Source organism: Spirosoma aerophilum (assembly GCF_054782495.1).
The window spans coordinates 20,208-33,511 of sequence record NZ_BAAGSJ010000036.1 but is presented as its reverse complement, the minus strand read 5'-3'; the positions used below and the strand labels follow the sequence as shown (position 1 = coordinate 33,511).

Annotated in this window: 6 protein-coding genes; all 6 read right to left on the bottom strand. The window is 54.6% G+C overall.

Annotated features, from left to right (window positions below):
- Window positions 1–23 precede the first annotated feature (23 nt).
- Complete coding sequence (locus ACYVK4_RS28090; RefSeq protein ID WP_461130901.1) at window positions 24–836, bottom strand: sialate O-acetylesterase; 813 nt, start codon at window positions 834–836, stop codon at window positions 24–26.
- 89 nt (window positions 837–925) lie between these two features.
- Window positions 926–2,365, bottom strand: coding sequence for a RagB/SusD family nutrient uptake outer membrane protein (locus tag ACYVK4_RS28085; protein WP_461130900.1), 1,440 nt, complete (start codon window positions 2,363–2,365; stop codon window positions 926–928).
- A gap of 17 nt (window positions 2,366–2,382) precedes the next feature.
- Window positions 2,383–5,469, bottom strand: coding sequence for a SusC/RagA family TonB-linked outer membrane protein (locus tag ACYVK4_RS28080; RefSeq protein WP_461130899.1), 3,087 nt, complete (start codon window positions 5,467–5,469; stop codon window positions 2,383–2,385).
- 461 nt (window positions 5,470–5,930) lie between these two features.
- A complete protein-coding gene (locus ACYVK4_RS28075; protein WP_461130898.1) occupies window positions 5,931–8,405 on the bottom strand; it encodes a hypothetical protein in 2,475 nt (824 codons plus the stop codon).
- Window positions 8,406–8,452: 47 nt separating this feature from the next.
- Window positions 8,453–10,171 carry a RagB/SusD family nutrient uptake outer membrane protein gene (locus tag ACYVK4_RS28070; RefSeq protein ID WP_461130897.1) on the bottom strand — a complete coding sequence of 573 codons (1,719 nt, stop codon included), beginning with the start codon at window positions 10,169–10,171 and terminating at the stop codon, window positions 8,453–8,455.
- A 26-nt stretch (window positions 10,172–10,197) separates the two neighbouring features.
- Complete coding sequence (locus ACYVK4_RS28065; RefSeq protein WP_461130896.1) at window positions 10,198–13,281, bottom strand: SusC/RagA family TonB-linked outer membrane protein; 3,084 nt, start codon at window positions 13,279–13,281, stop codon at window positions 10,198–10,200.
- Window positions 13,282–13,304: the final 23 nt, after the last annotated feature.

Genomic DNA, 13,304 nt, shown 5'->3' with positions numbered 1-13,304 from the left:
ATAAAACGTGTAGGTTTCAGCTGTTAGTTGAGGTGTTGACTGATAAATCGGGCTACCTTCTTTCCTATATCGTTGAGTCCCGTCTGGTTATAATGCACAAAGTCCTTCATCCAGCCTCGTTTACTAAACTCGTTGGTTTCCGGGTAAACGACATAGGTGTCAGGCAGTTTCTGAGCCACCGCCAGCTGGGCGGCCCGAACAGCCTCGCTTCCGGTTGAAGGGCGCCCGGCCTGATAGCCTGTCTGTACGATGTAGAACGGTATAGCGGCCCGAGCCGCTTGTCTGAAGCGCTGAATGACACTGATCAGGGCGGCCGAGTAGTCGTTACCCGTCATCAGGCTATCGGCAATGGCGTTGGCATCCCGTTCGCCCTGAAGCCAGATGATACCACTCATCGGGAGGCCCGTTTTTGCCATAGCGCGTCTCATTTGGGTCACCGCTTCGTTGAGTAAGGGCAGTTTACCCGATTCGGCCCACGTTCCATAGGCACCCAGCTCGGCCCACTGATGGCAGGATGCTCCACCCCGCGCCGTTGATAACAGCACCGCGCTCACTCCTGTAAGCCGGTACAACTCATCGGCAAAAGCCGGGGCCATGCTGCCCGTACCTGCGGGCTCAAAATGCCCCACCCGCTCGCCAAACGGATCGGCCAGGGCAACCAGCGAATCCGGGGAAGACAGATACGCAAAAGCTACGCCGGGCCGACAAACGATCGATTCACCGGCAGTGCCCTGCCCAACGGCATTGCTTTGACCGGCAATCAGAAAGAGATGCCGTTTCTGAGCGGTGGCACCAGAGCAGCAACTGAGCAGGAAAAGAACGGGAAGCCATTTCATCTAAAACCAGGTCTGTTGTAAAGGATAACAATGAAACGGCTCTGCGCTCGACAGAGCCGTTTACATACATCCCAACCTATAGTACATACTTATTTCCAGGCGGGATTCTGCTCCAGTTGTGAGTTGGTCAGAATCTCCAGATTTGGTATCGGGAAGAACCGGTGCTTATCCAGTACCGGGCGGGTTGGGTAATACGAATTCAGCACATTGGCCACCATCTTGAACTTGCCCGTTCGGGTGAGGTCGAACCAGCGGTCGGCCTCATAGCATAGCTCCCAGGACCGCTCCTGCAGAACAGCCTCAATAAAAGCATCTTTGCTCAACCCCGGCGTCAGGTCCGGAATACCCGCCCGCCGACGAACCGTATTGATGGCGGCATAGGCAACGGCCGTCGGGCCCGTTTGCCGCGCTTCGGCCTCAGCCGCAATCAGATATACATCGGCCAAACGCAGAATGGGAAAGTTATTTTCGCCATTGGCTCCGTTCGAGTTAGGGTCCAGAAACTTCTTCACCAGAATACGATCTTTCAGCGTCACGTCGGCCTGACCAATGAGTTTGCCCGCCGAGTTTACGTAGGCGGTATCCAGTAGCTGCCGCCGTTTGTCGATGGGGTTAAATGATCTGTAGAACGACAGATAGCCGAAAGCCGACCCGAAGGCCGTTTTTGAAAATACTGGTGGCGAGTTGGCCGGGGCATAAAACCCAACCAGATCATAGCCGATCAACCCGCTAAGGGCCGAAAATTCGGCGGCAAAAATCATCTCAGCGCGGGCCGCATCTTCCCGCAGGGGGTTGTACAGATCCAGCACGTTCGGCATCAGGCTATACCGGTTCGACTGAATCAATGCCTGCGCGTTCTCGGCAGCTTTCGCGTTATTCCCGGCATAAAGATACGCTTTGGCGAGTAACCCCTGAGCCGCTCCGCTGGCAGCCCGCCCCCGATCTTTGGGCTGAGCCGGGAGGTCTTTAACCGCCTGTTCCAGGTCTTTGATTAGAAAAGCATAGACTTCTTCCGCCTTACTTTTGGGAGCTTCGGTGCTGGCAATATCCTTCGTGCTGATTTGTTTGATAGGGACATCCCCGAAGGTTTTTACGAGGTGGAAATAATACAGCCCCCGCAAAAACAGGGCCTCGGCCAGAATTTGCTTTTTGCGCGTTTCGTCCATCGTTACGCGGGGAACATTTTCGATCACCTGATTGGCCCGGTTCACCCCGTTGTAACAGTGCTGCCAGTATTGCCCGATCAGGTCGTTGGTGGCATCATAGGAAAAGACTGTTAACTGCTCACGGCCCACCACAGCTCGTGGAAAGCACTGGTCGGCCGAATAGTCGGGCACCTGCGTACCCACCCGGCTATACAGGTCTGTGATGGGCGTATAAGCGGCTGTAAGGGCGGCTTCGGCATCCGATGCCGTGTTATAGAACTGATTGGGCGTAATGAATGAATAAGGCTGCTCGGCCAGTTGACAACCGCTCAGCGCACCCACGAAGGCAGCAAGAAGCAGAGAAAATAGATAAATACGTTTCATGGTTCAGGAGTAAGTGCTTAGAACGTTAGTTGAAGACCAGCGATAAATGACTTGGCCACAGGATAGCCAATGTTGTCGACACCCAGGTTCAGGTTGTTCTGCCCGGCGGTGTTTACTTCGGGGTCGTAGCCCGAATACTTTGTGATCGTAATAAAGTTGTTGGCACTTACATAGATGCGGCTGTTTTTGAGCCAGCTTACTTTACCTACCGCCGGGAAGGTGTAGCCAAGCGTAGCATTTTTGAACCGCACAAACGAGCCGTCTTCAATGTGAATATCCGACTGGTTGATCCGCTGCCCCTGCGAAGCTTTCTGGTAACGGTTCGACGGGTTGGTGGTCGTCCACCGGTCAGCCATCGTTGCGTACTGGTTGTACCCACCGGCGCCCCCTTCCATCCGGGGCTTCGAAACGTTGTAGATCTGGTTGCCCTGCACCCCCTGGATGAACAGGCTGAAGTCGAACCCTTTGAATTTCAGATTATTGGTCAATCCGAAATAGTAATCTGGATTTGGATTACCAATAATATCCTGATCAGCGGCCGAAATAACGCCGTCGCCATTCAGGTCGCGGTAACGCACATTGCCGGGCGTTCTGCCCGTCGGGATGCTCTCGCCGGTCTGGTAGATACCATCGAAGAAATAGCCATAGAAGGAGCCAATCGGCTGCCCTATCCGAAGCAGACTGGTGTTGGTAAACGGCCCGACAGAGCCGCCCCCATCACCGGGAATAATTTCGGTCCGTTTACCATCAATGATCGACAGTTTATTGCGGTTAGCTGATACGTTGCCGCTGATGTCCCACTTAAGCGGGCCATTCAATACCGCAACATTCATCGATAACTCGATGCCCCGGTTTTCGACGCCCCCGAAGTTGCCAAACACGGAGCCAAAACCCGACGACAGGGGGATGGCGCGCGATAAGAGCAGGTCGGTGGTGTTTTTAGCATACACATCCGCCGTGAGTTGAACCCGGTTATTAAACAGGCCAATATCGACGCCTATATCCGTCTGCGCACTTTTTTCCCAGCGCAGATCCGGGTTGGCAATGTTGGCGGCCAGAATACCAATGCTGCGGGTGTTGTTGAAATTGTAGTTTCCCACCGAGTTCAGTCGCGACAGTGAGTTGTAGAGTGGAATATCGGCATTACCCGTGATGCCGAAACTAGCCCTCAGTTTCAGATCGCTCACCACTTGCTGCCCCTGCATGAAAGCCTCTTCCGAAACGCGCCATGCTCCCGCTACTGAGGGAAAAAAGCCGTATTTATTATTGGCTCCAAACCGGCTCGATCCATCCACCCGGCCCGTCAGCGTGAGCAGGTACTTGCTTTTGTAATTGTAATTGACGCGGCCCGTGTACGAATCTAACCGCCACGACTGCTTGCTACTGGCAATGGAGACAATAGACGCCTGACTTAAGTTGTCATTCAGTACCAGATCGTTCGGGAAGGTCTGGGCCGACGAAGCATCACTGGACAGTAACTGACTTTGCGTCGAAAAAACGCCTGTCAGCGTCAGGTTATGGGAGCCGAGCGTTTTCTGGTAATTCAACAAGCTTTCGTGCAGAAACGTATTGCTGTACGCATTCCCTTTTCCGCCAATACCGCCAACCTGCGAACCGGCCCGCACCAGTCGGGTGATGTAAGAGTCGCGGGTGTCATTGACCAGATCGCCCCCAAACGAAGCCCGGTAAGTTAGCCCGTTCAGGATCGTCCAGTCGGCAAAGATATTAGCCAGCAGTCGGCGGGTGGTATTTCGGTTCAGGACGTTGGACGCAACGGCAATCGGGTTGTTGAGGTCCAGATACCGGCCGCTAAAAATGGTTGGATTGCCCAGCGCATCATAAGGCGCAATGGTTGGCGGGGCAAACAGGGCCGATAGCACAATGCCTCCCCCGGCTCCGTCGGCCAGTGTTGAGGTGACGGCCCCGTTATTTTGTGAGTAGGTATAGGTCAGGCTGGTGCCAATCTTGAAATTCTTGCTGATCGTATTATCGAGGTTTACCCGTACCGACCCGCGCTTGAAATTCGAGTTGATAATGATCCCGTCCTGGTCGAAGTAGTTCATCGATATGTTGAACAGTGACTTCTCCGTACCGCCCGACACCGACAGCTGATGGCTCTGCATGGCTCCTTTGCGAAAAATGTAGGATTGCCAGTCGGTACCAGCGCCTAATTGCTCAGGATTTGTGAACAGCGCCTGCCCGCTCACTTCATTTTCGTACTGCGCAAACTGGGTGGCGTTCATCAGGGGCAGCATTCGTCGCACCTGTTGCTGGCCGTAATAGCCTTCGTAGTTTACGCGCGTTTGGCCGGTTTTTCCACGTTTGGTCGTGATCAGGACCACGCCGTTGGCCCCCCGCGTTCCGTAAATTGCCGTGGCCGACGCATCTTTCAGGACTTCCATCGACTCAATGTCGTTGGGATTAAGCGTCGACAGCACCGATAGCCGGTTTCCATTGTCGTTACCGAAGCTGCTGCCCCCGCCCGCCAACGGATTGTCGCTGCCCGAAATGGGGAAGCCATCCACCACATACAGAGGTTCGCTGCTGCCGCTGATGGAACTGTTGCCCCGGATACGGACGCTGATGCTGCCCCCGGGTGCCCCCGAGTTCTGGGTCACCTGAACGCCGGAAGCCCTGGCCTGCAACCCCTGCACGAAGTTGGCGATAGGCGTCTGTTTCAGTTCAGCCGCTTTAACGGACGAAACGGCCCCCGTCAGGTCGCTCTTTTTCACCGTACCGTAACCCACCACAACGACCTCATTCAACGATCGGTCATCCATCTCCAGGGCGATGCTGAGGTTGCTTTGACCAGAAATCGCCACGTCCTTCGACAGATAGCCAATATAGGAAACCGTCAGGGTGCGGGCACCTTCAGGAACGGACAGCGTAAACCCTCCATCGGCATTGGTGGTAGTTCCCACCTGTGTGTTCTTAAGTATGATATTGGCACCCGGAATACCCTGTCTACTCTCGGCAGCTACTACCGTCCCCCTGATCAGAGTGGTTCGGTTGGCCTGCGCCAGAACAGACCCGTTCAGCAGCAACAGCAACGGGATAAGCAACATGCCTGCATAGAGGTTTCGTTTACGTGTAAATGTGTGCATAAGTGTACGGATTGGCTAAGGTTTTTACAGGAATAATTCAATTTCTAAGCTAACAGACAAGTTTTGGGATGCTGAGTTACCCCGCCAGCGCACTGGTCTCTTTCAGCATATCCTGGATAGGAATATCGTTATCTGGATCGGACTTTGTCGGGATTTGTACAAATATTAAACGCTATAATTCAAATTATACTAGATAGTAGTATGATTTTCCTATGGGAACGCTCCCATTTTTTGGGAACGTTCCCATTTTGCTGTAACGTCGGCCATTTCAGCCATTTGAGGAAATATGAATAAATTACAATTTCAATCTAATTGGATAAGCTCCGTAAAACCAGCCGTCTATTAGTTATAAGGGCACCAAAGCAGGTGCTACCGGACCTAGCTAAACGCAAATTGGCTGGCTGGTCTTTATCCCGCTTCCGGGAAAAGACCAGCCAGCCAACAGAACGACCTGAATCGGTTTACTGATAGGTAAGCAACGTGGTAGCCGTACAGGCGTTGTTTGCGCGAAAACGAATCCAGCGGGCCTGAAAATCGGGAGGGAATACGTGCGTTATCGGTTTGCCGGGAGCAACGGTAAAGGTCTTGTACGCCATCCATTGCCCTGTTCCAACGGGGTCGGCCTCCAGTGTGAACGTTACGGGCGACGTGGCCTTGTGCGAGAGGGTTAGCGTGCGCTTGTCGTAAAAACCAATCAAATAGGGGTCTGAAACCGTGTTGGCCGATACCGCAGTATTGTACCAAGGGCCACCCCGGCCGGTTGGTTTGCCCAGTTTCCAGAGATCATCGATGGCCCCCGCCCAGACTGCCGCTTTTTTGTCGTCGGAGACAATGATGTGTTCGTTCCCCCCTGCCGACGCCAGATCAATACCGGTCATCACCAGTAACCCCCGGTACGATGCGTAATCGTTGATCCGCAACTGGTGCGAAGCAATGGGTCTGACTTTGGCAAAGCCGTCAGCATTTTCGGCGGGGAGTTCGTAGAACGTACCGTGGCAGTTGAACAAGTCCCGTTCGGTCGCTACTTCCCGACACACGCGCAGGCTGCTTTCGGTGGTGAGTTTCGTAAAGCGGTCGTCGCTCAGCGGGAAGCGCCAGCGTCGGCCTTTGTCATCCACCACCAGCACCGATGAAGCATCGACCGTCACGACCTCTTTGGGTATGGCAAATTTGGCGCTGATAAACGTCTGTATCGAATCATCCGTTTTGCGAACCAGCTTCATGGCCGCATCCAGCTCATAATACCCAATGGGTGCAGACCCGCCGGGGGTGTATTGCTGCGCCAACAGGCCCAGTGCCCGCCGGTTGTTGCCCAGGCCGTAGAGCAACCCGCCCGTTGAGGAAGGGGCTTTTAACGGACTCAATCCCGCAAACATGGGGTTAGCGGTGGTGGTCCGGTTGTCGTTGGCTGAATACGTAAAATGGGCTGTTAGCCGGGCAGCCTTATTCGTCCGCACCCGTATCCATTCGCCGGGTGCCCTGGCGGCAAACGGCAGACGGGTGGCCTGTTGCCCAGCCACGGTAATGGTTGTCAACGGTGTCCAGTTGCCGGTACCAGTTTGGTCTACCTCAAACGTAAGGGTTACGGCCTCTCCGCTATGGTTCTGCACCCAGGCCGACCGGTTGGCCCAGCCCGCAAACAGGAATGGCTCCGAGGAGTCGCCGGCGCGCACGGCTTCGTTCAGCCAGACGGCTCCTTCGGCAGTATTCGGTCCAAGCTGGTCGGGGGTGTCGGGCGATGTAAACCAGAGATTGGAATTCGACTGCCCCGGTCCTTCGATACTGCCTTTCACCTTCCGCTTGTTCAAAAACTCTTTCTGGGCCGAATCGTCGCAGCCGAAGACCAGGCGGTTATTCCAGCGGGTGAAGTCGCCAATCACTTTCAAATAGGCCGAACGGGGCCGGATACCCGCCGTGCGGCTGGCCGAAAACGTGCCCGGAAACCGCCAGAACAGACCATGCATCGTCATCAGATAGTCGGGCTTCCCCGTTTCGCCCACATCCCGAATGCGGGGCCACTCGGTATTCCAGCCGTGCGCACCATCGTAGGAGTGGCTGGCTTTGGGAAGCCGGAAAAACGACCATTTGCCATTGCCCCGCACACCCAGCAGCACCGACTTATGGTCCCATCCTGTCGCCCAGATCGGGTCGGTGGCCGGGTTGGCGTTGCCATAAATACCACCGGGGCCGGTCACTTCAACAAACTGGTTCCGGCGCACGACCGTCCAGTCTTTACCATTCCATTCGGCCAGTACGCCCGCTTCAATATCGAACTGCTGCAGCGCCAGCTGACCCGGTTCACCATTGTTGGAATATACCAGCACGCCCTGCCCCGAATAGGCGCCTTTCCCGTGAGCACCCGGAAGCAACGTACCCTGATGGTTGTTGGAGACATCATCTTTCTTGGGTTGTTTCACATTACCGTCGGGATATAGCAGCGTTGTGTGCAGGTTCTGTGTATTGACCCGATAAAAACCTTCTTCCATCGTAGCCAGCAGCAGATCCTGTTTGGGGTTGATCAGGTCCCGCGCCAGAGCGGTATAGCGGCCCGGCGCGTTGGTATAGGGAATCGTCCGGACCTGCCGCTGGCTATCAATGGCGTAGGGGCCAATAAATAACTGATTACTTTCCGGATGAATCATGCGGTTGGCCGGTGTGCCTCCCGTACTTTCGGGCCTGACGATCTGGGCCAGGTCGGGCGTGATTTCGTACAGCTTATCCGACGATCCAAAGGGCAGGTGCGGGCCGTAGGTGACCACCCACAACCGGTTGGCCCAGGGCACAACGGCCCCGGTGCCGCATTCTCCCTCGTTGTTGTAATACGCCAGGTGCGGGTAAATACCGCTAAACTGAGGACGGGCAGGCTGTTGCTGGGCATTGGCCGTTCCAGCGACACAAAGCACGGAGAGAACGAATCGGAACGTAGTACGGAACATGGAAACGGGACGTAAAGGGTCTTTGAATGGGTTAGGATGCCTGCTGATCAGTACCCGGCATTTTGTTTCATATTGGTATTGATCTGAATCTCAGCGGCCGGAATGGGCCAAAGATACTGTTGATTACTCCAACTGGTAGGCACGATCAATTTAATCAGGCCCGCATCGAACATCGGCTTGAAATCAGCCAGTCCGTCTTCGTCGATCGCTGGTGTGCTGGGAAAGAACCATAAATTTTTATCCACCAGCTTCGTTTTCACATCGTTAGGATCCAGCATACCGTAAACGGGGCGGTTCAGTGCTTTTTCGGCCAATCGCCACCGTATCAGGTCCATATACCGCAGGCCCTCGTTGGCCAGTTCCATGCGCCGTTCGATACGAATGGCCTTGCGAAGCTCCGGCTGACTGGTAGCGGTGATGGCGGGATAAGCGGTGGTGGCTGACAGGTTTACATCATACGCTCTGGCCCGAACGGCATTGACGGCATCCAGCACCGATTTGTCGATCTCGTTGAGCTCCATTTTCGCTTCGGCATACATCAGCAGCACATCGGCATAGCGAATAACGATCTGGTCGGGCTCTATCCGGTTGCCATTCTGTAGCCAGGTATCGTCGATACCTTTCTTCCAGACCAATCCCGTAAACGTGGCAAACTGCGCGTTGGCCCGGTTATCGTTATTGGTCACCTGCGAGTTGCTGCTCACCCGCAGTACGCGCAGGGCCGTTGGATTGGGGTCGTATACAAAGCCCAGATGAACCGTACCAAACTCCACAATCGAGGCTGTGCAGCGGGGGTCTCTGTTCTTGAATGGATTTCGGGGATCGAACAACGGGGATTTGTCGATAGGAAGGCCATCTTTGCACAGGTAGCCACAAAACAAATCCCAGGTTGGCGCTACCGCAGCAAACCCACCCGCATTGCGCGTAAGGCGATCCAGCACATTGGACGAACCAATGTTGACATTGAGCGCAATGGAACGGGGCAGTCCGAACACGATCTCCCGCGAATTTTTGGTGTTCTGTAAAAACAGGTTGGCATAACCGGGGTGCAGGCTATACTCGCCCAGATCGATACAGGCTTTGGCGGCTTCAGCAGCGATTTTAAAATCGCCCATGTACAGCGCCAGCCGTGCCTTCAGCGCCAGGGCAGCTCCTTTAGTGGCCCGCTTCACCGCCGAAGCGGGGTAATTTTGCGGTAAGGCCGCTGCTGCCGCATTAAAATCTTCGTAGGTTTTAGCGAGTACCGTTTTTCGGTCGGTTCGACCTTTGGTATAAGCTTCTTCGATGGAAACAACCCCATCGCTATAGACGACATCGCCGAAATAGCTAATGAGCCGGGCGTATTGAGAAGCCCGATGAAACCGTAGCTCCGCCACATAGATCGCCAGTTTGGCCGGGGGTACGTTGGCCTTGGTTACCGAATTGTCCAGTGCGAGCAACGCCCGGTTGGCGCGGGCAATGGCTTTGTAGCTGTTCCGCCAGAGCAGGGTCGACGTGCCCCACTGACTATTGGTCGTACCCGCTTTAATGGGCGAGAGCGTTGTTCGGTAGAAGCCATCATCCGACAGGATTTCGTTACCAATGCCCTCGTCGGGTGTCCACCAGTCGGGCCGGTAGAGATCGTTGAGGGCCAGTAAAATTTCGGATTCATTGGAGTACCATTTTTCGGCCGATGGCTGGGCGAGTGGATACAGGTCGAGGCTGTTCTGACACCCGGCCAGCAGGAGCCACAAACCGGTCAGGGTAGTGTATAGGATTGGTTTCATAAAGGTGCTGACACGTTTTGTTAGGATTAGAAATTAACCGATACGCCACCCATCAGGGTCGTGACGATGCCCAGCCCTTCGGGGTCCCATCCTCTGGGGTATCGGCTCAGGCTCCATAGATCGGTACCGCTTACGTAGACCCGGCAGCTTTTCATCATGGCTTTGCGGGCAAACCGCTCCGGAATGGCGTAGCCAACGGTTATGTTTTTCAGGCGCATATAGCCGCCATTAAACAGCCAGAAATCGGACATCGCCCGGTTAATCCCCTTGTTTGTTTCGGTATAGCGCGGATACATGGCGGCTGCATTCTGCTCGGGGGTGTTGTAGTTGCTCCACGTCTGGCCGTCGAGCAGGTTAGGGAACCGGCCCCAGTTTGCGGAGTTGTAGTCGGTGAAGCCCAGCATAGAACTGTTCTGTTTGCCAACTCCCTGAATAGAAAGGCCAAGGTCGAATCCTTTGTAAGCCAGCCGAATATTACCACCGTAGGTCCATTGCGGCTGCGATCCACCCAGATAAGCCCGGTCGTATTCGGGCGAAATCTTACCGTCGGGTACGCCGTTAGGACCGCTTATGTCGCGGTATTGCATGTCGCCCACCTTTACGTTGGTGCTCAGTTTAGGGGAGTTGTTAACGTCTTCCTGAGTCCGGTAAATCCCTACGGCCTGGTAGCCGTACCACTCGTTGAACTCGCTTCCCTGCCGTTTGATCTGATCGCCCAGAAATTCGGTTCCGCCCAGATCGCCCATGACCGATTTAAATTGCGAGACATTTCCCGCGATCGAATACGTCAACTGCCCTACCCGGTCGCTCCAGGAGAGATCGAGGTCAACGCCTTTCGTATTCATTTTACCCGTGTTCTGGTTGGGGTTTTCAAAACCTACAAAAATGGGAATCTGCAGGGCCAGCAGCATATCTGAGGTTTCTTTCTGATACACATCGCCCACCAGCCGAAGCCGGTTGTTGAAGAAATTGGCATCGACACCAATGTTCGTCGAAGTCGTTTTTTCCCACGAGATGTTCTCAATCGCATACTGAATCTGCGCGGCCGTTTGCTGTGACGTTGCCGCTCCGGCCTGGTAGAACAGCGCATTGCCGAAACTGATGATACCCAGATACGGGTAATTTCCGATTCGTTCGTTGCCCAGCGTACCCCACGAACCCCGTAGTTTCAGGAAAGACAGCACATGCTGGCTCTTCATAAAATTCTCTTCACTCATAACCCAGCCGGCCGAGAACGAAGGGAATACTCCCCAGCGGTAGTTGCTGTTAAAGCGGGAAGAGCCATCCCGCCGGACGTTTGCCTGAAACAGGTATTTGTCCTGGAAGGCGTAGGTTAACCGACCGAAATAAGACCGATAAGCCGTTTCGCCAGCACTACCGGCGTTGTCCCGAAACGTAATTGGCCCCTGATCGAGGTACGGATATCCATCAAACAGATATTGGTCACGGGAGGCCGACAGGCTTTCGAATTTGTTGTAGTAGTTTTCGAATCCGGCCAGTGCCGTGATGTCATGTTTGCCGAGAGTCCGGGCATAATTGGCCAATAATTGTGTGGTCAGGGCCAGGTTATTATTCCGTGCCTCCGACAGACGCGTTGTGGCGTTAGCCCCGTTTTCAGAGAGTGTTACCGCAAATTGCGTGGGGTCGGTGGCGGAGAACGCATCTACCCGCTTATTGAAAAATTTCTGATTGTTGAAATCAAAAATAGGGGCCAGAATGCCCGTTATTTTTAACCCGTCGATGGGCTTGATGTCGATACCAACCCGTCCGCTGATCTGGTTAAACCAGTTGACATTGGTACCGCCGTATTTCAGCCGTGCCCACACGTTGGCCCCTGCTTTGCCATCGGCAACACGTCCATCGGTCCAGATAGCCGGATAAACGGGCGATGCAATCCGGATTTCCCCCAGCGGGTCACTGTGTGTGGGGTCGGTGGTGGTAGTCCGTTTGAAGTTAAAGTCGAACGTGGCACTGACGTATTTGTTAATCGTAAAGTCGTTGTTCAGCCGGGCGAAAATCCGCCGGTAGTCTTTGTTATCATAAAAACCACCCACTTTTTCATACCGGATCGACGCACTGGATTTGACGAACCGGGAGCCGGCCATCATACTCAGGCTGTGGGTTTCGCGGGGCGCACTTTGCCGCAGCGTGAGCGCCACCCAGTCTGTATCGGGAAATTTATTGGGATCGGCTGCGTTTTTGGCGGCATAGCCATCGATCAAGTCTTTGGTAAACGTTGGGTATTGGTTCGTGCCATTGCCCGCATCGTTCCAGCGCAATTCATTGACCAGCTCCATGTACCGGACCACGCCCATTGTTTCGGGTAGGCGGGTGGGCTTGTCTACGCCATTCTCGTACGAATACTGAATGGATACCTGATCGGTTTTGGCGCGTTTAGTGGTAATCAGAATTACGCCTGATGCCGCCCTTGAGCCATAAATCGAGGCCGCGGCAGCATCTTTCAGCACGGTGATATTCTCAATATCGGCGGAGTTGACCTGGTTAACATCGGCCACCGGAATACCGTCCACCATCACCAGCGGGTCGGAGTTACCAATGGTCGTAACCCCCCGAATACGGATGGTCGCTCCACCCATGGCCCCGTTAGAACCGCTCCGGGTTACGACCACCCCCGACATGGCCCCCTGCAACGATTGCGCCACCTGCGTTTCCCGGCGCTCTTTGAACAACTCTGAACCAATAGAGGCAACCGCGCCGGTCATGTCCCTTTTCTTTTGGGTACCATAGCCAACGACAACGACCTCGTTCAGCGAACGGGTGTCGGCCTGCAAGCTAACCGTGAGGGTCGTCTGCGCGTTCACCGTCACCTCCTGCGTTTGATAGCCGATGTACGAAACAAGCAGGACACCTGGCCGCTCAGGTACGTTCAGGGTGAAGCTGCCATCGGCCTGCGTGGTGGTTCCCTGTTTCGAGTTTTTAATGATGATGTTCACGCCCGGGATACCCAGCCCCGTTTCGGCGGCTACCACGGTCCCCCTGATCTGGGAATCACGGTTGACTTGTGCCGGAGCAACCCCGTTCAGCAGCAACAGCAGTGGAACAAGCCATATGCCTGCAAAGCGGTTCAATCGGTTTGTAAATGTGTGCATACAGTTTCATCCGGTTTAGTGTG

Bases quoted from the DNA above. Each gene is read 5' to 3' on its own strand.
- ACYVK4_RS28075 (WP_461130898.1), bottom strand. From the start codon at position 8,405: ATGTTCCGTACTACGTTCCGATTCGTTCTCTCCGTGCTTTGTGTCGCT.
- ACYVK4_RS28065 (WP_461130896.1), bottom strand. From the start codon at position 13,281: ATGCACACATTTACAAACCGATTGAACCGCTTTGCAGGCATATGGCTT.
- ACYVK4_RS28070 (WP_461130897.1), bottom strand. From the start codon at position 10,171: ATGAAACCAATCCTATACACTACCCTGACCGGTTTGTGGCTCCTGCTG.
- ACYVK4_RS28090 (WP_461130901.1), bottom strand. From the start codon at position 836: ATGAAATGGCTTCCCGTTCTTTTCCTGCTCAGTTGCTGCTCTGGTGCC.
- ACYVK4_RS28080 (WP_461130899.1), bottom strand. From the start codon at position 5,469: ATGCACACATTTACACGTAAACGAAACCTCTATGCAGGCATGTTGCTT.
- ACYVK4_RS28085 (WP_461130900.1), bottom strand. From the start codon at position 2,365: ATGAAACGTATTTATCTATTTTCTCTGCTTCTTGCTGCCTTCGTGGGT.